This is a genomic window from Pseudomonas japonica (assembly GCF_013522925.1).
GTDB classification, from domain to species: domain Bacteria; phylum Pseudomonadota; class Gammaproteobacteria; order Pseudomonadales; family Pseudomonadaceae; genus Aquipseudomonas; species Aquipseudomonas japonica_A.
In genome coordinates this window covers 247,119-268,507 of record NZ_JAAMQU010000009.1, presented here as the reverse complement: position 1 = coordinate 268,507, position 21,389 = coordinate 247,119, and the positions used below count along the sequence as shown (strand labels likewise).

Below are 21,389 nucleotides of genomic sequence, written 5' to 3'. Positions count from 1 at the left end.
GTTACCCTTTGCCCGCAGGCAGGAAGGACAACATAGCGCTGCAGTGGTCGCCGAACATGCCCACGATAAACACACCTTCCAGGACGATAAAGGCCACGGGAATCACATAAGGGATAAACAGTATCCACAGGGTGACAAACCGGTAGATAAACCGACGGACCTTGGGATATGCGTAGTAGTCCGGCATGGAGAGCAGCGCGAGGCGATAGTCCACGTTCGTATGGTTTTCCGCGTCTTCGGCAATGCGGGTATAGATATCCAAGTAATCGCGATGAGCGTAGAACAGCTCATTGGCGTTTGGAGCCGTTGTAAAGGCCAAGTAGCCGGAAATTTCCCCCGCCAGGCGCTTTAGTTCTCGGCCGCATTTGTTCAGCAGGTACGTACGTAGCTCGTATTGCGCCACACTCGTAACCGCCGAAAACACCAGCACGGCAGTTGCCAGAAACACTTCCATTGCGTTCAGTATGTGCTCGCTGAACGCCTCGTGGGCCCCGGACAGTTTATGCAGCGGGATAATGATCAAACCAAGGGACAGTAAAACTGTGGCGTAAAAGGAGAACCTCGACATCACGTTGATGCGGCTGGCAGCGCGATATCGGCACCGGGAAGTCAGCAGTGCACGGATGCGCAACTCATCGAGGGGGGTGTCTTCCGGAGCATGCCATGGCCTGCCCAACCAGGTATTGAAGCAATTACTCATGATCTGAACCCTCTGCCGTCAGCGGTTGCGCAAACCAGATCGGTCGATCTAGCCGCCGCTGCCCTTGCCTTGCGGTAGGGATCGGAGCCGGCACAGGTGAGCTGAAAGCATCGGTTGATAGTTCGGTAAAGCAGAGCGGGAGGCGCGGGGTACCCTCAATACCCGGTCATCTCCAGGTACCCCATGCCCTTGTGGCTACCGCTGAGCGTGATCGGCCCTTCCCAGTAGGGAATACGCAGGTTCATCCAGGCCTTGGGGTTCAGTGCGGCGGCGGTGATGTCTACGCCCTTGCCGGGGATTTTCACTGTCCAACGGGTAGGCATGTCATGGCCTTCGACCCGGGTGGTTTCGCCGGGCACCAGCACAATGTCCTTACTGGCCAGAGGTTCGGTACTGCCATCGGCGTTTATCCAGGTGCCTGTCAGGTAAGGCGCGCCTTCCTTTTGCCGCATGCGGTAGAGCATCACCTGCTCGCCGTTATCCAGATGCACGGAGAACCAGTCCCACCCGGTCTGGTTGGCCGTGAGCGGCTGGCTGCTCCACTCGCGGTCCAACCAGGCCGAGCCCGACACCTGGTAGGTTTTGTCGTCGATGGTGACGCTGCCCTCGGCTTGAAAGAACGGTTGGCTGTAGTAATAGGACGCTTGCCCTTCTTCGGACTTCTGGCTGAAACCCTGATTGCCTTGCAGCACCAGCGGGCGGCTTGAGGTGAGGTGCAGGCGGTAATTGAAACGAGGGCCTGCCGCCGTCAGCTGCATGCTGGTCAACGGGTCTGGCATGCCCGGTTGGCTGTTCAACGCCCAGTCGTCTATCCACGCGGCAAAGGGCTGTAACGCCACCCCTGCCTGGCCCACGCCGCCACGGGCATAACGCTCGGCGGCGTAGTGCCGGTTGGCGGCAGTCACGGCCGCATGGCCCATCCACAGGTTGCGATTGCTCCAGCCTGTGCTGGCGCCAGCCACTCCCGCCGCGCGGGGCAGGGCATTGCGGAACAGCGTCCATTGCACACCCAGGCGCTCACCTTCGGCGCTGGTAAGGTTGGCCGTGATGTACCACCACTCGATACGAAAGCCATCATGGGGGCCGTGGTCCTTGGGGAATTCAAAACGTTTGCCCGGGCTAACCTGGCTATAGCTGGCGGCATCATCGGCCAGCCCGGCGAAGCCTTTTTCCGCCTCGGGCTTGTTGTCGCAACCGGCAAGTGCCAGCACGGCCCAGGCGCACAGTGCCCATTCAATCTTCATTGGCAAAGGTCCTGAGGAGGTCGGCGGGCTGGGTGCGGAACAGCCGGTACAGCGGCCACGCCGAGGCAAGCAACGTTGCCAGCAATGCCAGCGCCAGCAGCTGCAATACCTGCAGCGGGAAGATCCGCAACGGCAGGCGCCAGCCGAAGGCCTGAACATTGATCACCGCATCCAGGCACCAGGCCAGCAGCCAGCCCAACGGTACGGCAAGTACCAGCGTGAGCACCGCCAGCAGCCAGGTTTGCGCCAGGTTCAACAGCATCAGTTGCCGCCGGGTAACGCCTAGCGCCCAGAGGGGTGCAAGCTGCCCGAGCCGGCTCTGGCTCTGGGTGAGCAGGCTGATAAACAGCGCTACGCCCGCGACCCCCAGGGTCAAGCTATTGAGCGCGGCGGTTGCGGCGAAGGTACGTTCGAACACCTGCGTGGACCAGGCTTTGAGTTGGCCTTGTTCGATGATGTGGCTGTCGTCCAGGGCAAATTGCGCATGCAGTTGCTTGAGCAGTGGGGTGACCTTTTCCGGGGCGATCCGCAGGTTGAAGCGGTTGGGCATAAGGTCGGGCCAGTGAGCGAGCAAATGGGCCGCGTTTACCAGAACGTGCCCCTTGGGGTTGCCGTAGTCTGCGTAAATGCCGACCACGCGCAGCGCCCAGTCGCCATCCGGGGCGGGCAATCTCACGGCGTCACCGATACCCACCTTGAGCCGCCTCGCCAACTGCTCGCTGAGCATCACAGCCTCGTCGCTCGCCAGTTGCGCCCAGGCATCGCCGCTGGCCGCCTCTAGCAACGGCCAATGCGCCCGGTAGTTGGGGTGATCGACAATGCCGTACAGCTCAGCCGGCCAGCCCTGCAATTGGAGGGACACTTGCCAGTTGGGGAGCACGGCGTCGATGGACGCCTGTTGGTTCAGCCAGCGCTGCAGCGGCAACGCTTGAGCCGCATCGGCGGGGTTGATGTACAGCTCGGCGGTGAGGCGTTGTTCCAGCCAGTCGCTGAAGGTTTGCCGAAAGCCGGAGGTCATGCTGCCGGCACCAATGTTCGCGGCCATGGCCAGCAGCAGCGCCATCAACGCCAGGCTGAGCGCTGGCAATTGCTGTCGGCAGTCGGCCAGAAACCATTGCCCCAACACCGAGCGGCTTCGCCCCAGCAAACCCTTGAGCAGCCCGTTGAGCAATACCGGCAACCCGAGCGCGGCGCCCAGTAGCAGGCCCGCCATCAGCACAAACCCCAGTGCCAGGCTGTTACCCCACAACGTAGCCGCCACCGCCGTTACCATCCCCACCCCGGCAAGCCAGCCCTGGCGGCGCAGCCAGCGGGCATGTTCTTCATGCCAGGCCTGTGCATTGCCCAATGCCAGCAGAGGCAGGCGGGCGGCGCGCAGCAAGCTGTTACCCCCAGCCAGAAAGGCCCCCAGCAAACTGACCCCCAGGCCGCTGAGCCACCACAACGGGCTGAGGGTAAGTTGCCCTGCCACCTCCGCGCCGTACAAGCCTCTGAGGCTGGCGGCCACATCGGGCAACAACAAGCTGGCCAGCCAATAACCGCTGACCACCCCCGCGATGCCACCGAGCAGCGACAAACCCCCCAGCTCGAGCGCCAGGCAGAGAATCAACGCCCGCGCGCTCACGCCGCAGGCCCGTAAGTTGCGCAGCAAACCGCGACGCTGCTCCAGGGCCAGGCCGATTGCGGCGTGGACAATGAACAGCCCCACCACGAAGGAGAGGAAACCCAGCGCGTCGAGGTTCAGGTGAAAGCTCTCGGTAAGCCGGCTCAGGTCGTTTTCTTCGCCACTCTGCTTGAGCACCAGTTGCCCTGCGGCGTTATCCGGCAATGGCGGCAGGTGCAGGGCAAAATCCCTGGGCGCCAGCAGGTACGACACTCGATCCGGCAGGTTCATTACCTGCTGGGCGAACCCGATGTCCATCAACAGCAGCCCGGGTGCCATATCCGCTTTCGCCCGCAGCGGCGGCAGCGGTTGGCCAGCTTCATTCAAGGGCTGGTCACCTTCACCCAGCCCCAGCGCGTGCAGTGTTTGCGGCGCGACCCAGGTAGCCCCCGGCGGGGTGAAGAATTCCACGATCTGCGCAGTGTCCAGCGCCTGCCCGGCGAGCGCGGTGCCGCTGGGCATGGACACCGGTTCGATCCCCATCACGCGCAGGCGCTGGTCAGGTTTGCCTTTCAGTACCACGCGCCCGCTGAGCACCGGCGACACCGGCCAGCCTGCGCGCCGCAGGCTTACGAACAGGGCTTGGGGCACCGTTTCGCCTTTTGCCGGTACCAGGCGGGTTTGTGGCGCGCCGCCGATCAACTGGCTGGCTTTGGCGTAGCTGTCCCGGGCTTGGCTGTTAAGCGCTTGCACGCCAGTCAGCAGGCTGGTGGCCAGCCACAGGCCGGTAAGCACGCTGAAAAACTGCACCGGATGGCGGCGCCAATGACTTACCAGCGCGCGCAGCGCCCAATAGCACACGCGCATGTCAGTGCTCGGCTCCGGCGGCCAGGCGCCCGTGATGCAGCACCGCCTGCCGCGACAATCGCCCCGCCACCCGTGGGCTGTGCGTGACCATCAACAGGCTGGTCGGGCTGTCGGCCAACAGGTCCAGCAGCAGTTGCAGCACGTCGTCGCTGGTGGCTTCGTCGAGGTTGCCGGTGGGCTCATCCGCCAGCAGCAGGGCAGGGCGCGAAGCCAATGCCCGACCGATGGCAACGCGTTGTTGTTGCCCGCCGGAAAGCTGTTCGGGGTAACGCTTGAGCAAGGGCCCCAGCCCCAGCCGCTCCACCAGTTGCGCTTGCCAGGGGTTATCCAACCGGCCCGCCAAGCGTGCCTGAAACGCCAGGTTGTCCTCCACCCGCAGGCTGCCGATCAGGTTGAACTGCTGGAACACCAGGCCGATTTGCGTGCGCCGCCAGTTGGCCAGCTGGGCCTCGCTCATACGGTCCAGCCGCTGGCCAGCGACTTCGATACTGCCGCTGTCCACCCGATCCAGGCCAGCCACCAGGTGCAGCAGTGTGCTCTTGCCGCTGCCGGATTCGCCCATCAGTGCCAGGCTCTCGCCTTGGCTCATCTGTAAATCCGCGCCGCGCAAAACGGGCAGCGGGCCCTGGGCGGTGGGGTAGCTTTTGAACACGGCTTGCACATGGAGCATTGGAAGGCGCTCAAGGAATGAAAAAGCTGAGGATAGAGCCTGGCTGCGCTTTCATCGGGAGATGCAGCCCACCTGGTTAACATCAAACCGGCGCAGGCCCATGAGGGTCTACGCCGAGGATGGAAATCGGCTGCTCATCCACATACAAGCCGTCCAGCGCGATCGACACGGTGGTGTGTTCCCCTGCCAAGGTGATCTGGAAATACCGGCCCTGATCATCCGCCTCCAACGAGTGCAGCAAGGTCTTGTCGGTGGCCCTGTCGTAGTCCAGCGCCAGTGTACGGCCGGTGCCATCGCCCAGGTCGTCGAAGCCCAGGTCGAGGGCGTAGAGAATGTCGCCCTTCTCGTAGTCGGTAATGGTGTCCGAGTGGTCGGCCGTTGCGGTACGGTAGCTTTCCTCGATGCTGTAGAACACGAAGTCGTCGCGGCCTTCGCCGCCGGTCAGGGTATCCGCGCCCTTGCCGCCCGCCATGGAATCGTCGCCGGTGCCGCCGTTGATCCTGTCGTTGCCGGCAAACCCGAGGATCTCGTCCCGCGCATCACCACCCACGATCGTTTCGCCTTTGTCGGTGCCCACGGTTTCCTGATCGTCGCGGGTCAGGGTGTTTATCACCTTGTCGCCTGTGGTGTTGGCGAAAATCACCGTATCCCGGTTCAGGTCGCCGGCAAGGTTGCCGTTGAAGAACACCTCGAAATGATTGCCCGCGCTGTCGGTTTCCGGTGACTTGAGCGCGGTTTTGTCGCCGGCGGCGTTTACCGACACTTTCAGCGTACCGTTCAGGCCATTACCGAAGCCGGTGAAACCCAGCGACGACAAATCCACCGTATCTCCCTCCGCGGCTGAAAAGTCTGCGATCAGGTCCCGGCCACCGGTCCCACCAGGCCCATCGGCTCGCACACTGTCGCCGATACTGTGGAATACAAAGGCATCGGCCCCGGTGCCACCTGTGAGCGTGTCCCCACCGGTACCTCCATCGAGGCGCTCATCGGCGCTGCCGCCAACCAGTGTGTCTCTTCCCTCGTAGCCAGCCAGCGTAGCGGCCTGATCGCTCCCGGTAAGCTGGTCGGCATGGGAAGTACCCGCAAGCAAGGCGACAAAATTGGCATCGCTGAAGGCGTAGTCGTGGCCGCCAAACCCCAGCTCGAAGCGCTGGCCGGATGCGTCGGCATCGAAACTTTTGAGGTAGGTGGTGTCCGTGGTTTCGTTGTACATCACCTTCAGCGTACTGCCGTGGCCGTCGCCGATCCCGGTGTAGCCCAGCGCGGTCAGGTCCAGCTTGTCGCGGGTGGTATCGAAGTTGTAAACGTAATCCCAGTGGCCGGTTGTGGCGTCCCGGTAACTGTCGGTCACGCTGTTGAACCGCAGGATGTTCACAGCACTGATCGCGTTCAGTTCATCGCGGCCGCTTCCTCCGATCAGTACCGATACGCTATCGGAGCTGAATCCGCCGTTGAGCTCATCATCACCCGTACCGCCATACATCACGTTGCGTACCCCGAACACATCTACAATAGCGTCGTTCCCAGGGGTGCCATACCAGTACACGGTGTTCTTGTAGGTAGCCATGGAGCCTCGCTTGATCAGGAGTGGTGGAGGTACAACCCGGATTTTTACAGCGCTGCCGGTTAATCCTTGCGGTGCCTTGTAGCGTGGAGAAAACACTGGAAAAATCAGCTGCGAACCGGCGGTAACTACACAAGACACACGTCCGACGTTCAGTCATGCTCCGGGGTTCGAAAAACCTGGTATCGCTCGACCTCTTCCTGACAAAGCGGCTTGCCTCATTAAGGTCACCATAAACATGGGTATTTCTCCGCCACGCCTGTTGGAAGACCAAGCCAGTGAAGGTTCGGCAGCCGACGCATTCGAGCGGTTGCGCCTTGCGCTGGATGCCGCCGCGATTGTCGGTACGTGGATCTGGGACGTTCCCAACGACCGGGTCACTGCGGATGATCGGTTCTCGAAAACCTTTGGCATCGCGGTGGAGGATTGCCGTCGCGGCCTGCCGTTGAGTGAAATGTTCATTTCGATTCATCCCGAGGATCTCCCAAGGGTTCAAGCGGCCGTTCAGGAAGCACTGATCAAGCGGGCACCTTACCGGTGCGAGTATAGAATCCGCGGAACAGACCAGACCTACCGCTGGATTGAAGCGTTGGGGCGGGTGGATACCGATGACCAGGGCGCGCCCACGCTTTTCCCTGGGATACTGCTCGACATCGAAGCTCGCCGGGCGGCTGAAGCGGAGCGTGACCGCGCCACGGCTTTACTGCGCATGTTTACCGAGGCGGTTCCGGGCGTGGTGTATGCCAAGGACCGGGAAGGGCGCATGTTGGTGGCCAATCGCGGTACAACGGCATTGATCGGCCGGCCCCCGGAGGAATACCTGGGCAAGACAGACGCCGAATTTCTTGCTGATACCGAGCAGTCCCGGATCATTACCGAAACCGACCAGCGCATCATGTCCACGGGTGTGGCGGAGGTTATCGAAGAACAGGTCAGCCAGCCTGACGGTACGGTCAGCGTGTGGTTGTCCACCAAGGAGCCGCTGCGCAGCGACGCCGGCGAGGTAATAGGGCTTATCGGCTCATCGGTGGATGTGACCGACCGTAAAAACGCTGAAACGGCTATCCACGAGCTCAATGCCACGCTGGAACAGCGCGTGAAGGAGGCGATCAAGGAACGTGAAGACGCCCAGGAGGCGTTGCGGCAGTCTCAGAAGATGGAAGCTGTTGGCCAGCTGACCGGTGGCATCGCGCACGATTTCAACAACCTGTTGGGCGGTATTTCCGGTTGCCTCGAGATGATGCAGGCCAAGCTTGCCCAGGGCCAGTACAAGGAGCTCGATCGTTATGTAAGCGTTGCCCTCGGGGCGGCGCAACGAGGGGCCGCCCTTACGCATCGCCTGCTGGCCTTTTCCCGGCGGCAAGCCCTGGCCCCCAAGCCAACGGACGTGCATGCCCTGATTAGCGGGCTGCAGCCTTTGGTAGAACGCACCGTAGGGCCTTCCATCCAGCTTCAGGTCGCCAGTAGCCAGCCCCTTTGGCTGGCCCTGATCGACCCTGGCCAGCTCGAGAATGCGCTGCTGAACCTGTGCATCAATGCGCGTGACGCCATGTCCAATGGCGGGCGTATTTCCATTGGGTGCGATAACGATGTGGTGGACGCCGCCGCTGCCCGGCAACTGGATCTGCCTGAAGGCCAGTACCTTCGAATCAGCGTAAGCGACACCGGTATTGGTATGCCGCCTTCGCTCATCGACAAGGCGTTCGAACCCTTTTTCACCACCAAGCCGATGGGCAAGGGCACCGGGCTCGGGCTTTCGATGGTGTATGGCTTCGCCCGCCAGTCCGGTGGCCAGGCGCGCATCACGTCCACGCCGGGCCGCGGGACTACCGTGGAGTTGTATCTGCCGCGCTTCGAGGGCGAGTTGGAACCAGCGCAACCGTTCAAAAGCGGCGAGCCGTTCCTTCCCGCCAGTCAGGCCCTCACCGTGCTGATCGTCGAAGACGATGCAGCGCTTCGCATGCTCCTGGCAGAGGTGGTGCATGGCCATGGCTACGCCACTATCGAGGCCACGGACAGCGTAGCGGGAATGCGCATTCTCGACTCGGACGTGCCGATCGACCTGCTTATCTCCGATATCGGCCTTCCGGGCGGGCGCAATGGCCTGGAGATGGCCGCTCACTCGCGGGAAAAGCGGCCTGAGCTCAAGGTGCTGTTCATTACCGGCTATGCCGACGACGCGACCGGTCATATCGGCCGGCTGGAGAAGAACATGCGGCTGATGGTCAAGCCCTTCGGCCTGGACGCCTTGTGCGACCGCTTGAAGGAGATGCTCAAGGGCTGAGCAATACCTGGCGCAGCACCCAGCCATGGCTAAGATCAAGGATTCACTCCACCTCAGGGCAGAACCATGGCAACCACTTACAGCGCCCCCGGCAGCATGATCGTCGACATTGCCGGGCATACCGACAACGCACAGGGCGTGGCTGTACTGGCTGACGGCAGCCTGCTGATCGCCGGTTTCAGCCAGTACAGCGACGACCTGGACGACGGCCGGGATTTCTCCCTCGTGAAGCTGCTGGCCGATGGCGCTGTGGACACCACTTACGGCCATGCCGGTCGGCTGGTTATCCACAAGCAGATCCCGCTGGAAAAGGACTACAGCCTGGACATGCAAGCGGACGGCGGCGTGGTTACAGCGCACGAAGGCCACGACGCTACCCCGATCGTTCAACGTTGGGGGGCGGACGGCAAGGCCGATGCGGTGTTCGACGCCAACGCCCAGGCCAGCCTGCCCGTGGGGTTCGGTGACACACCTTTGGTGGAAGTTCAGGAGGGCGGGGGCCTGTTGGTAGGGGCGGTGGAGGGCAACACCCTGGCCTTGGCCCAGTTGAACGCCGACGGCACCCGGGACACGAGCTTCGGCACGAACGGCCTGCTCACGCTCCAGGCTAACGGCACCTTCCTGTTTCTGGAAAACATCGTCAGCCTGGCGGATGGCAGCGTGCTGGTCCAGGGCGCCTTGCAGGGCCAGAACAGCCTGACCCACTACACCGCCAGCGGGGAACTGGACACGACATTCGGCGATAACGGGGCTGTGGCGCTGACCGACTTTGCCAGCTACCGCGCTGACGTGGCCGTGCAGGCCGACGGCAAGATCGTGATCGCCAGCACCAGCGCGTTCGACGACTTTGCCGTGCTGCGCCTGAACGCCGACGGGAGCGCCGACGCCAGCTTTGGAAACGACGGCCTGGCGAGCATGGACCTTCCTGGCGATTATGCACAGGCCAGCGGCATCGCAGTGCTCGACAACGGCAAGCTGTTGCTCACCGGCGATGCCTACGCCAATGGCGGTAGCGACTTCGCCGCCGTGCGGCTGAATGCGGATGGCAGCCTGGATACTACCTTTGGCAGTGCCGACGGCAGCACCAGGCTGGTGGGCTCATCCGGAACCGATGTGTTGCAAGGCTTGGGCAGCGACGAGATTCTGCGCGGGTTGGCCGGGGACGATGTGCTGCAGGGCAACCTGGGCCGAGACCTGCTGTCCGGTGGGGCAGGGGCCGATGTGTTCCGCTACGCCAGCGTGGCCGACAGTTTCCGCACCACAACCGGCAACAGCAGCGACCGCATCCTCGATTTCGATGCCAGCCAGGACCGGATTGATCTCAGCGCCCTGGGGTTCACGGGCTTCGGCGACGGGTATGACGGCACCGTCGCGATCCGCACCAACGCGGATGACAGCCGCACTTACCTGAAAAGCTTCGAGGCCGACGCCGAAGGCCACCGCTTCGAACTCACGTTCAACGGGGATGTATCAGGCGCGCTGACCGCAAGCGATGTGCTGTTCGCGCCGTCGGCGCCTGCACCTCAGGCGGAGGTTGAATTGTCGCTGCTAGGCGCGGTGGCGTCGGACACCCATACGCCAATCGGCTGATCCACCGCTTGTATATCAACCCGCCTGTCGGCCATCCGGCACTTGGGTTGGCGAACGCCGCTCCGATTGATAAGCGCAGATGCACTGCGTGTAACCCAAAAGGAGCGTCGTTATGGCGATCGAGCACAACACACCCGATACGGGTGAGGGCCACGACTCTGGCCTTGAACAAGCCGACTCCGAGCCCAAGCAAGGCACGGGCGAACGCCTGGAGGATTGGAACCCGCCGCCCGGCAACCCGGGCTCGGATCAGGATGCCCAGACCGACCGGGATAACGGTGGCGCCAAAAGCGAATAACCGCCTGGCCCTGCAGCAGCTTATTGCGCAGCCTGGAGTTGCCGCCGCGCCTGCCGTTGATAACTCCATGCACCGGCAACAAACACCAGCGCCAGTGCGCTTAGGGCCAGAGGCACCCCCTGTGGCCCGGCGCTCATCAAGGCGCCGCTGCCCAGTGGCCCCAACAGGCTGCCGAAGCCCCAGATCAGGCCGGCGCTCGCGTTGGCAGTCACCAACTCGGGCCCTTCGAATCGCTCGCCAATCAGCGTAATGGCCAGTGTGTAGATCCCTCCGGCCACAGCGCCCAGTAGCAACAGCGCCGGCCATAGCCAGTTGCCGCTGCCCATCAGCCACGGCAGGCCCGCGCCGAGGCCAAGCACCAGCAGGCCGCACCCAAGGTACAGCCCGCCGCGTTCACAACGGTCGGACAGCCAGCCCAAGGGCAACTGAAAGGCCGCGTCTCCAGCGAGGATCACGCTGCTCATCAGTGCCGCTACGGCCAGGCTATGCCCCAGCCCGGCGGCGTAAACCGGAAACATCGACAGCACTACGCTATCGAAGAAGCTGAAAAACAGCACGCCCATGCACAGCGCGGGCGCTACGCGCACGAACCCCAGCACCGAGAAGCCTCCTGCCTTCTCCTCGTGCACCGCCGCGCTCGCAGGCATGATCAAGGCAACCAGGCCCAGGGCCACGGCCAGGCTTGCTAGCACCAGCGCATTCACCCAGGGGCCGTCCGCGCCCAGCCACGCCACGGTCGCCGGGCCCAGCATCTGGAACGCGGTAAAGCTGGTGGCGTACAGCGCCACCACCCGGCCGCGTACGTTATCGGCACTGATCTCGTTGACCCAGGCTTCGCCGAGAATGATCACCACGCCCATTCCGATGCCCATGCCCAGCCGCGCGCATGCCAGCAGCCACGGCCAGCTCGCCAGTGGGTCGATGGCCGCCACGCTGGACGCGCACAAGCCCAGTGCGAGGAGGTAGATACCACGCCGGCTCAGCCGCCGGCACAAGCCGTCGACCATGAACGCCGAGATCATCATCCCCACCGCCGGCATTGCCGCCAGCAAGCCGATGGCAAGCGACGATGCCTGCGCCTGATACATGCGCAACGCCACCACCGGCAAGGTCGCGCCCATCCCCAGCCCCACCACCGACACGGCGAGGATCAAAACACCCAATACAGTTTTATTGCGGTTCATGCGGTTCCCACACGGCAAGCGAACGAATACCGGCGCAGGGTGCGCCAGCCGAAGATCGACGCTAGAGGGCGGGCGGGGAGAAGGTGAACGCGAACAGCACGCTGCGGCGCCGGCTGAGGCCGGCATCGTTGTGCCAAACACGGAAGGCGAGAAGCTCGATAGAAGGCATGGCGCGCTGGGGGGCCAGGGCCCATTGGACAAAGGGCGGGCAGTGTAGCCTTTGGGGGGTGGCGGGGCAATTATTCGCGAGCTCCGCCTACGGCTGCGCCGGATGGCCGGCCCCCCGTCTCCTACAAGGCGGTGCGGTGAGTTCACTGGCACGCCGTCACTGGCCTTCGAACCGTGGCGCGGCCTTGCGCCATGGCGCGTAGGTTGTCCACACCGTGCCGGCGGCAAGGCCATTGTCCGCAACCAGGAACCCCGGCATTTTGGCAAGGTTCATTCCCAGGCAGGCCTTCTGAAGGTTTGCCACCAGTTGAGGGTTCTGCTTGAACGCCTCTTTTCGCGCCTCGTTGGCCGTGATCTTCGCCGTACACGCGAGCACTCGCCCCTCGTGGTCGGCCACGTAGCGAAAGCCCGCTTCACCGACACTCCTGAATGCCACCCGGGAGATGCCGTGGTCCCAGAAGTACTGATTCTGGGCGAACATCGGGAACACCACGGCTTCGAAATAGGCGCGTTGTGTGGGGTTACCGTCATGGTTCATCCTTACCGATACCGGCGTACGCAGCTTTGCCTTCCCATCCGCTCTGAAAGCCTCGGGCGGCAGCGATGGAAGTACGGTAGCCCAGCAGGCTTGCTCGACCACTGGGACCAGCTCAGGCGCACCCTCCATACGCGTTCCCTTGCAGCTCAGCAATTGGTTATCACGGTCAATGACGAGGTCCAGGGTAACGGTGCCGTTGAGCCAACGCTTGTTAGCCGCCAGCATGAGCGGGATCAGGGCTGTGCTCACGCCCTTGTGGATATCCGCTATCTGCGCCGCACTCAGGGGGCCTGTGGGCGCGGTCGAGCAGCCTGCCAGCGCGGCGATGAAAGCACCCAGCACGCCAGCGGTGCCGAGGGGGAGCGAACGAACGGTGCGCATTGAAACCTCCTTGGAAAATGCCGCGCAATTCTAGGGACGCGCGGCATTCACACTCAAGGCGCTTTTACCTGTCGATCGGAAATCTTTCATCGAGCCTAACCCGAGACCGAATGCCCCAAGCGAATCACAACCCCAGCTCAGACAACCCCGGATGGTCATCCGGCCGGCGCCCGAGGGGCCAGCGGAATTTGCGCTCCGCCTCGGTGATGGGCAGGTCATTGATACAGGCGAAGCGGTGGGCCATCAGCCCGTTGTCAGCGAATTCCCAGTTCTCGTTCCCATAGGAGCGGAACCAGTTACCGGAGTCGTCATGCCATTCGTAGGCATAGCGCACGGCGATGCGGTTGTCGGTGAAGGCCCATAGCTCCTTGATCAGGCGGTACTCCAGCTCCTTGTTCCATTTGCGCCGCAGAAAGGCCTCGGCTTCGGCGCGGTTGGTAGCGAATTCCGCGCGGTTGCGCCAGCGGGTGTCGGGGGTATACGCCAGCGCGACTTTGCCGGCGTCGCGGCTGTTCCAGCCATCCTCGGCCAGGCGCACCTTGAGAATGGCGGTGTCGCGGGTGAACGGCGGAAGCGGTGGGCGGGTTTCGGTGTCGGTCATCGGTGGCTCCATGTCAGTGATTGTTTTCATACATCCAGCACTAGCGGCTCGCCGTTACTTTGGGCCGGCACGGCGCAGCAGATCAGCACCTGATCGGCAGGCGGCATTTGCGCGGGCGGGGTAGGGTAGTTCACTTCGCCGCTGATCAGCCGCGTGCTGCACGTGCCGCAGGAGCCGCCGCGGCAACTGAACTCGGGGTTGAGCCCGCGGCTTTCAGCCAGCTCCAGCAAGGTACCACCGCCGGGTATCCAGCGAGCTTCGGCGGCAGAGGCTTTGAACTGCACCGGTACCGGGTTGGTAGCCGCCGGTGGTTGGGCCAGCGTGGGTGGAGGCTCGGTCGCCGAGCGGCGCAGCGCCGAAGGGCCAAAGGCTTCCGCATGAATGCGCAGGTCCTGGATGTTGAGGCTGCGCAGGCCGTCGTACATGGCTTGTAAAAAGCTCGCAGGGCCGCACAGGTAGAAGTCGTAGTCATCCAGCGGCAACCGTGCCTTAACCTGAGTGAATTCCAGCCGCCCGGCCAATTGGTAGTCCCGGTCCAGCACGGCCAACTCACCCGGGCTGCTCAATATGCGATGGATGTGCAACTGGCCCGCTGAGCCGAGCTGAAGCGCCGCAAGCTCCTCCCGGAAGGGCAGTTCCTCGAGGCTGCGAGCGCTCTGGAACAGGTGCACAGGTCGGGCGCTCTGCCGCTGTTGATTCTGCGCAACCAGTGCCTTGGCCATGGCGATCATCGGCGTGATTCCCACCCCCGCGCCCAGCAGCACCACCGGCCGGTCGCTGTCGACCAGCGTAAAGCCGCCCACCGGGGAGCGTACCTCCAGCCGATCCCCCACTTGCACTCGATCATGCAGATGGCTCGACGCCGGGCCTTGCCGTTTGATGCTGATGCGGATGTGTTCCTCGCCGGGCGCGCTGGAAATGCTGTAGGTCCGGATCAAGGCGCCCTGGTCGGTATGGATGCGCATGGGCAGGTGTTGGCCCGGGGCGAAGGGGACCGGGATGGCGCCGGGTGTTTCGAGGTAGATGGAACGGATGTCGCTGCTTTCCTGTTCCACCCGCGCTACCCGCCAGCGCTGCCACTGCCCACGTTGTGCCTGCTGCCGAGTGCGTTCTTCCGTTTCCGCCCAGGTGCCGGTGGCCAGGCTGGTAGGGGCGTAGTCATGAAACAGCCAGCGCAGGTTGATCGCCGCTGGCCGCACAACCACCTGCTCCACCTCGACCGTCCACAGCCGCTCGGCCCCTTCGAACGCCAGGGTCAGCGGGCTGTCCAGCAGCAGCTCGGTGCGACCGCTCAGTTGCAGCAGGTCACCGCTGGCGAAGTCGATGAACAGCAAGCCTGCCACCGGGTTCGCCTGCAAATTACCCAGCGTGTTGAAAAACAGGTTGCCCGCGTAGTCGGGCACCGTCAGCCGATTGCCGTCTACCTTGATAAACCCCGCGCGCCCGCCACGGTGAGATACGTCCACAGCGCGGCCGCGATCCTCGTTCTCCACATAGCTGGCGACGAAGAACGTGTCGGCTGCACGGATCAACGCGCGGGTCTGGTCGTTGAGGGCCACAGCGTGCACCGCCGGCGGCCTGTCGCTCATCGCCCCGGGAACCCGGCTGTAGGCACGTTCCTGAATGTATTTGGGGCAGTTGCCATAGGACTGCTCCACCGTTACCTCTAGCCCGGCGGCCGAGGCGTGCTGAATAACACCGTTCACCCGGTTGCGTCGGCGGCTATGCAGTTCGATGCCCAGCATGCCGATGGCCTGGCCGGCTTGCAGGCCGGGGGTGGCGGGGTCTTGCGAGTCCAGCTCGGTGGCCAGGTTCAGGTGGTGTGGGTCGGCGCTGGTGATAAAACCTTCCGGCCCCTCCAGCAAGGTGGCCCAGGGGCGCCGGTTGGCATCCACTGCGCCCACCACCATAAACGGCAATTGCTGGTAGAAAGCGCGATGCTGGTCGGGCATGTAGTCCCGGATCACCCGGCGGCCGAGCTCTTCCATGCGTTCGGATGCGTTGAACGTCTGCTGAAGCTGTTTCTCGCCGGTATGCCAGGGCGATGCCGGCGGTTGGCGCACTGTGTCCATGGCTCACCTCCTTGAACAGGTTGCCGGTGGCCCCGGCAGTCAGGTGTTCGCGCTCAAGCGGCAAGCAAGCCGGCCGCAGTAGGCGCCATCGGCACAAAGCCAGGAAGGGCTTCGATGCGCGACAGCCACGCCCTTACATTCGGGTAGGGTTCCAGTGACACATTGCCCTCGGGGGCGTGGGCGATGTAACTGTAGTTGGCGACATCGGCGATGGTGGGTTCAGTGCCGGCCAGGAAGGGGCGGTCGGCCAATTCGCTGTCCATCAACTTGAGCAGGGTATGCGCGCGGGCAATCACTTCGTCGGCATTGAAGGCCGCGCCGAACACAGTAATCAACCGTGCCGCCGCGGGGCCGTACGCCACCTGGCCGGCCGCCACCGACAGCCAGCGCTGAATCCGCGCTTCGGCGAGCGCGTCCTCGGGTTGCCAGCTGCCGCTGCCGTAGGTCTTCGCCAGGTATACCAGGATGGCATTGGAGTCGGCGAGCAAGGTGCCGTTGTCGTCGATCACCGGCACTTGCCCGAAGGGGTTGATCGCCAGAAACGCTGGCTGCTTATGCTCGCCGCGGGCCAGGTCCACGTCTACCAGGTCTGTGGGCACGTTGAGCAATGAGAGCAGCAATTGCACGCGATGGGCATGGCCGGAAAGCGAGTGGCGGTACAGTTTCACTGGGTTTGGCATGCTCGTGGCTCCGTGGGGTAGGGAAGGGCTGGCAGCGCACTGGCAAGCCCGGCTGGGCGGCTACGCTGGTGAAGCCATGCTGCGCCTATCCCGGCCCCGGCAGAATCACCACGGTTGGCAATCCATAAGTCCACTTTGCGGAATAATCACCCGCCGGGGCTGTTCTGCCTCAGCCTGAAAACGCTGGGTGGCCGCGCAGCAGCGGGGTAGCGAAGTCGATGAAGGTGCGCACCCGGGCTTCGGCGCGGCGGCCGTGGCGGTAGATCAGCTGAGCGGGCACGCCCATGCCCGGATAGCCCGTAAGCACCTGGACCAACTGGCCCGTGCGCAGCTCTTCGTGAGCCTCGTAGCTGAGGCAGCGCACCAGGCCGGCGCCCAGGGTGGCTGCCCGGATGGCCCCGCGCTGTGTAGTGCAGCTCAATACGTGAGCGGGTTTGGCCGCACGGCTGGCACACCTTGACGAGAAGCGCCACTGCGCGTCGTAGCTCGCTGACGTGGCCACTGCCGCGCGATGGGCTTTCAAATCCTCCGGCGTAGCAGGGTGGCCCCACCGTGCGAGGTAGGCAGGCGCGGCGCACACGATCGGCCGAACCTCTCCCAATGGGATGGCAAACTCGGAGGAATCAGGCAATTGGCCTACCACGATGGCCACGTCGATCCCGTCCTTGAGTAGCCGGGGCAGCCCCTCGCTGGCCTGGATCGCCAGGCCCACCCCGGGGAAAGCCTCCAGATAGGCCACGGCGATGGGTGTGAACACCTGCAAGTCGATCAGCAGCGGCAAAGCGACGGTCAACTGGCCCTCGGGCCGGGCGTGTATACCCGCCGCCGAGCGCTCCGCGACCTCGGTTTGCGCCAGGATCTGCCGGCAACTGTGCGCGAACTGCTCGCCTGCGGGGGTAAGGCTTACCCCGCGTGGGCCCCGTAACAACAAGGTGTTTTGCAGGCGCGCTTCGAGCGCTGCGACGCTGCGCGCCACTGTGGCGAGGGATAGCTCCAGTTGCCGGGCTGCGGCCGCGAGGCTACTGCCCCGGGCCACGGCATCGAACACCTGCAGCTCGCGATAACGGACCACGGCTCAGGCAGCCGGCACGGTGTGCAAGGCCGCGTCGGCCAGTAGCCGGCGGGTGCAGTGGTCCACGAAGGTACGTACCTTGGCGAGCAAGGGCCGATCACCGTGAAAAAGAATGTGCACTGGCAGCGCCGCTGTCTGGAACGGTTCAAGCACGATTTCCAGCTCGCCTTTTCTCACAGCGTCCGCCACCTGATAGGAGAGTACCCGGGTGAGCCCCCAGCCCAGGCGCGCCGCGTTGATGGCCGCCTGGTTGGAGCTCACCAGCAGGCGCGGCTCGGGGCGCAGGGCCAGGGCACGTTCGTTGTCCATGAACTGCCACTCGGTCAGCAGGTTGCTCGCCGATGACATCACAATCGGCAGTGCCAGCACATCCTCGGGTGCCTGCGGCCGGCCGACTCGGTCGAGAAACGCCGGCGCGGCGCATACCACCGGGCGAATTTCACCCACCTTGATCGCCTGCAAGCCCGTGTCGGCCAGCCGCCCGATGCGCACCGCCACGTCGATGCCTTCGTCCACCACGTTCACCAGCCGGTCCAGCAGCACTGCATTGATTGTCACCTCCGGATGCTGGGCCAGGTACTCGGTGATCAGGGGCACCAGAAACAATTCGCCGAACATTACTGGTGCCGTCACGGTGAGGTTGCCCCGGGCGCGAATGCGGCTGCCGGTGGCCAGCTCCTCGGCTTCTTCAAGATCCAGCAGAATGCGCTTGCAGTCTTCCACATAGCGCCGCCCGGCCTCGGTCAACCGCAAGCCGCGCGTGTTACGTGCCAACAGCAGAGTACCCAGGCGATTTTCCAACCCGGCGATCACCCGGGTCACGCTGGGCGGCGACATACCCACCAAGCGCGCCCCGGCGGCAAAGCTCTCCGCTTCCACCACCGCGAGCAGCACTTTCATTTCCTGGAATCTGTCCACGCACATTACCGGTTGGCTGAGGGAAACGCTCTCAGCGTAGCGGTTAAGGGCAGGGCAGGGAAATCAAAGGTAGGTGAGCCTGGAACGGCTTCGATTGCCACTGCCGGTGCCTTGCCTATTTGCCCTGAAGGTGGTCCGCGTCAATGATCGCCTGGGCGAAGGCTTGCGGTGCTTCCTGTGGCAGGTTGTGGCCCACGCCGCCTTCGATCAGCCGGTACTGGTAGCCGCCGGTGTAGCGCTTGGCATAGGCTTCGGCGGGTGGGTGCGGCGCACCGTTGGCATCGCCCTCGAGGGCTATTGTGGGCACGCTGATGGAGGGGAAAGCAGCGAGTTTTTTCTCGAGTGGGGCGTAACGGGCTTCACCTTTTTCAAGGCCCAGGCGCCAGCGATAGTTGTAGACCGTGACGGCCACATGGTCGGGGTTTTGCAACGCCGCCGCGCTGCGATCATAGGTGGCGTCATCGAAGTTCCAGCGTGGCGAGGCGGTCTTCCAGATGAGCTTGGCGAAGTCATGGGTGTTCTGCGCATAGCCCTGGCGGCCACGCTCGGTTGCGAAGTAGAACTGGTACCACCATTGCAGCTCGGCCGCCGGGGGCAGCGGCGCCTTGCCCGCGTCCTGGCTACCGATCAGGTACCCGCTTACCGCCACCAAGGCCTTCACGCGCTCTGGCCATACCGCGGCCACGATATCGGCAGTGCGCGCGCCCCAATCGTAGCCACCGAGCACGGCGCGCTGGATATGCAGGGCATTTATGAAGTCGATCAGGTCGGTGGCCAGCGCTGCCGGCTCGCCATTGCGCAGCGTTTTGGCCGAAAGGAAGTGGGTGTCGCCATAACCGCGGGCATAGGGCACCAGTACTCGGTAACCCTTGGCGGCCAATGCCGGCGCCACGTCAGCGTAACTGTGAATATCGTAGGGCCAGCCATGCAGCAGGATCACCACCGGGCCGTCGGCAGGGCCGACCTCGGCATACGCCACATTCAGCAATCCCGCCTTTACATGCTTGAGCGGGCCCAGGTCGGTGTGGCCGCCCACGGTGACGGGCGCAACCTGGCTTGAATCGGCCTCGCTGGCCAGGGCATTGTTTTGCAGCCCCGGTTGAAGCAAGGCGGTAGCCATCACAGCGGCGGCGGTAAGGTGGCGGCGAAGGCCACGGGTGCGTGTGTGCATGATGGAATTCCTCGGGGTTCCAGCCGCCCTGTGGCGTGCCGGATAAGGGAGTGGGCGCGTTTTATCGAGCAGCGGAAGCGCGCTCAGCCAGCAACGTCTGGATTGCCTTTTCCTGGGTGTCGTAAGCCCCTTCTCCGAAGTGGCTGTAGCGCACCTGGCCATTGGCGTCGATGAGGTAATGAGCAGGCCAGTACTGGTTGCCGAAGCTTTTCCACACCGCGTAGTCGTTATCCACAGCGACCGGGTAGGTGATGCCCAGCTGCGCCACCTGTTGCCGTACATTGGCCAAGATTCGCTCGAACGGGTACTCCGGGGTATGCACACCGATCACCACCAGGCCGTCCTTGCCGTAGCGCTCGGCCCATTGCTTCACGTAGGGCAGGGTGTGCTGGCAGTTGATGCAGTCGTAGGTCCAGAAGTCCACCAGCACCACTTTCCCACGCAGCGCTTCGGGGGTGAGCTCAGGCGAATTCAGCCATTGCACCGCCCCGGCCAACGAAGGCATCTGGCCCATCGGCGTCAGGTCCGGCTCGCTCGCAGCCACGGCGGGAGCGGTGAGCCGATCCACAACCGCCGAAACGCCGCGCAGCACACCTTGCTCGATCCGGGCAGAAAAGGCTGAAGAGGTACCCGCCAGCAGCGCTCCGGTGCCGCCGCCGGCAATCCCGAGCGCCGCCAGCAACACCAGGCACCCCACACCTCGGCGCACCCACGCCATCACAGGAAGCGAAAACCGCAAGTGCTTCGCCATGCGCTTGCCGGCCAGCATCACAAGGCCCAGCGACACCGCACTACCTACCCCATAGGCCAGCAGCAATGCACTGGTTTGAGCGCTGGGGCCACTGAGCATGGCGCCGCTGAGGATGATCCCCAGAATAGGCCCGGCACAGGGTGCCCAAAGCAGCCCCGTGGCCACGCCGATCAGCACCGATGTGAAGGGGCTGGCCGATGAAGGCCCCGCCGGAGCCAGCCGGTTGCCCAGTGCCACGAACGGCTTTGCCAACCAGGTGCCAAGCCGGGGGGCCAGCAGGGACAGCGCGAACACGACCATCACCGCCAGGGCGATGTGGCGCCCGGCGGCATTGGCCCGCACCACCCAGTTGCTGCCGACCACCGCCAGGCTGGACACCGCGGCGAAGGTAATCACCAGGCCGCTCAGGGTGAACACGATGGAAGCGCGGCTCTGGTGCAGCCGGGCGAAGAGGAACGGCACAACCGGCAGAATGCAGGGGCTGAGGATGGTCAACATCCCGCCCAGGAAAGCAATGATGAACATGGCGTTCTCCGACTTCGATGAAAGCGGTGGCCGCCTCGGTACATTCCGGCAGCGCTGGATGGCCTCGCACTTATTGCTGGTTGGTGCAGCCCGGGGTACCACCCAGGTAATCCAGCACGTGCTGCTGGCCTTGCGAGTCCTCATAGGCCATGTGATAGGTGGTCACGCCGCAAGCAGGGCCGTCGTCCGCAGTCACCGAATTCACGTGCTGGATATCCAGGTGGGTGCCGTACTGGTAGCTCTGGTGAAGGGTTTGCGTGTCGGCGTGGGCCATGACCGCACCAAGCGACAGGGCGACGGTGAACAGCGAGGTAGCGAAGGCTTTAATGTTCATGAGTGTTTCTCCAAGAGTGATGGGGTGGCCGTTCAAGCCTGGTTGCGGCTTGTTGAGCACATTTCACTCCCCGGAGGTATCTCGCTTGTGTCCGCTGCGGCCCTTTAATGTTGCGCCGAGTATCTGCCCGGTAGGCTGATACATAAGGCTACAAAGCGAGCTGTCAGCCAAAGG

General features: G+C 63.7%; 18 protein-coding genes. 3 read left to right on the top strand and 15 right to left on the bottom strand.

Features of this window, described 5'->3' with window-relative positions; genetic code table 11:
* Position 1: 1 nt before the first annotated feature.
* The 5 genes from G7016_RS16335 to G7016_RS16315 form a co-directional block, all read right to left on the bottom strand.
* Positions 2–700, bottom strand: coding sequence for an SLATT domain-containing protein (locus tag G7016_RS16335; RefSeq protein WP_181116332.1), 699 nt, complete (start codon positions 698–700; stop codon positions 2–4).
* 155 nt (positions 701–855) lie between these two features.
* Positions 856–1,944 carry a lipocalin-like domain-containing protein gene (locus G7016_RS16330; protein ID WP_181116329.1) on the bottom strand — a complete coding sequence of 363 codons (1,089 nt, stop codon included), beginning with the start codon at positions 1,942–1,944 and terminating at the stop codon, positions 856–858.
* A complete protein-coding gene (locus G7016_RS16325; RefSeq protein WP_181116326.1) occupies positions 1,934–4,414 on the bottom strand; it encodes an FtsX-like permease family protein in 2,481 nt (826 codons plus the stop codon). The genes G7016_RS16330 and G7016_RS16325 overlap by 11 nt, the downstream gene beginning before the upstream one ends.
* 1 nt (position 4,415) lies before the next feature.
* On the bottom strand, positions 4,416–5,084 hold the full coding sequence (locus G7016_RS16320; protein ID WP_181116323.1) for an ABC transporter ATP-binding protein: 669 nt from the start codon (positions 5,082–5,084) through the stop codon (positions 4,416–4,418).
* A gap of 82 nt (positions 5,085–5,166) precedes the next feature.
* The gene (locus G7016_RS16315) at positions 5,167–6,651 is read right to left on the bottom strand and encodes a calcium-binding protein (RefSeq protein WP_181116320.1); all 1,485 of its coding nucleotides are present in this window, start codon (positions 6,649–6,651) and stop codon (positions 5,167–5,169) included.
* Between the two features lie 229 nt (positions 6,652–6,880).
* On the opposite strand from G7016_RS16315, the gene G7016_RS16310 reads away from it, so the two are divergent.
* The 3 genes from G7016_RS16310 (at position 6,881) to G7016_RS16300 (ending at position 10,820) form a co-directional block, all read left to right on the top strand.
* Entirely contained in the window at positions 6,881–8,932 is a 2,052-nt protein-coding gene (locus G7016_RS16310) for a hybrid sensor histidine kinase/response regulator (RefSeq protein ID WP_375139701.1), read from the top strand.
* Between the two features lie 66 nt (positions 8,933–8,998).
* Positions 8,999–10,522: a M10 family metallopeptidase C-terminal domain-containing protein gene (locus tag G7016_RS16305; RefSeq protein WP_181116314.1), complete on the top strand. Its 1,524-nt coding sequence runs from the start codon at positions 8,999–9,001 to the stop codon at positions 10,520–10,522.
* Positions 10,523–10,634: 112 nt separating this feature from the next.
* Positions 10,635–10,820: a hypothetical protein gene (locus G7016_RS16300; protein WP_181116312.1), complete on the top strand. Its 186-nt coding sequence runs from the start codon at positions 10,635–10,637 to the stop codon at positions 10,818–10,820.
* A gap of 20 nt (positions 10,821–10,840) precedes the next feature.
* Here the strand turns inward: G7016_RS16300 and G7016_RS16295 are convergent, their stop codons facing one another.
* From G7016_RS16295 to G7016_RS16250, 10 genes are all read right to left on the bottom strand, one after another.
* A complete protein-coding gene (locus G7016_RS16295; protein WP_181116308.1) occupies positions 10,841–12,004 on the bottom strand; it encodes an MFS transporter in 1,164 nt (387 codons plus the stop codon).
* 325 nt (positions 12,005–12,329) lie between these two features.
* Complete coding sequence (locus G7016_RS16290) at positions 12,330–13,091, bottom strand: hypothetical protein (protein ID WP_181116305.1); 762 nt, start codon at positions 13,089–13,091, stop codon at positions 12,330–12,332.
* 124 nt (positions 13,092–13,215) lie between these two features.
* The gene (locus G7016_RS16285) at positions 13,216–13,692 is read right to left on the bottom strand and encodes a nuclear transport factor 2 family protein (protein WP_181116302.1); all 477 of its coding nucleotides are present in this window, start codon (positions 13,690–13,692) and stop codon (positions 13,216–13,218) included.
* A 26-nt stretch (positions 13,693–13,718) separates the two neighbouring features.
* Positions 13,719–15,764 (bottom strand): pyridoxamine 5'-phosphate oxidase family protein, encoded by a 2,046-nt coding sequence (locus G7016_RS16280; protein ID WP_181116299.1) that lies wholly within the window; start codon positions 15,762–15,764, stop codon positions 13,719–13,721.
* Positions 15,765–15,817: 53 nt separating this feature from the next.
* Positions 15,818–16,444 (bottom strand): glutathione S-transferase family protein, encoded by a 627-nt coding sequence (locus G7016_RS16275; protein ID WP_181116296.1) that lies wholly within the window; start codon positions 16,442–16,444, stop codon positions 15,818–15,820.
* A gap of 169 nt (positions 16,445–16,613) precedes the next feature.
* Complete coding sequence (locus G7016_RS16270; protein WP_181116293.1) at positions 16,614–17,516, bottom strand: LysR family transcriptional regulator; 903 nt, start codon at positions 17,514–17,516, stop codon at positions 16,614–16,616.
* Positions 17,517–17,519: 3 nt separating this feature from the next.
* Positions 17,520–18,434 (bottom strand): LysR family transcriptional regulator, encoded by a 915-nt coding sequence (locus tag G7016_RS16265; protein WP_308812175.1) that lies wholly within the window; start codon positions 18,432–18,434, stop codon positions 17,520–17,522.
* Between the two features lie 115 nt (positions 18,435–18,549).
* Complete coding sequence (locus G7016_RS16260) at positions 18,550–19,605, bottom strand: alpha/beta fold hydrolase (protein ID WP_181116290.1); 1,056 nt, start codon at positions 19,603–19,605, stop codon at positions 18,550–18,552.
* Between the two features lie 61 nt (positions 19,606–19,666).
* A complete protein-coding gene (locus G7016_RS16255) occupies positions 19,667–20,881 on the bottom strand; it encodes a cytochrome c biogenesis protein DipZ (protein WP_181116287.1) in 1,215 nt (404 codons plus the stop codon).
* A 70-nt stretch (positions 20,882–20,951) separates the two neighbouring features.
* Positions 20,952–21,215 carry a DUF2790 domain-containing protein gene (locus tag G7016_RS16250; protein WP_181116285.1) on the bottom strand — a complete coding sequence of 88 codons (264 nt, stop codon included), beginning with the start codon at positions 21,213–21,215 and terminating at the stop codon, positions 20,952–20,954.
* Positions 21,216–21,389: the final 174 nt, after the last annotated feature.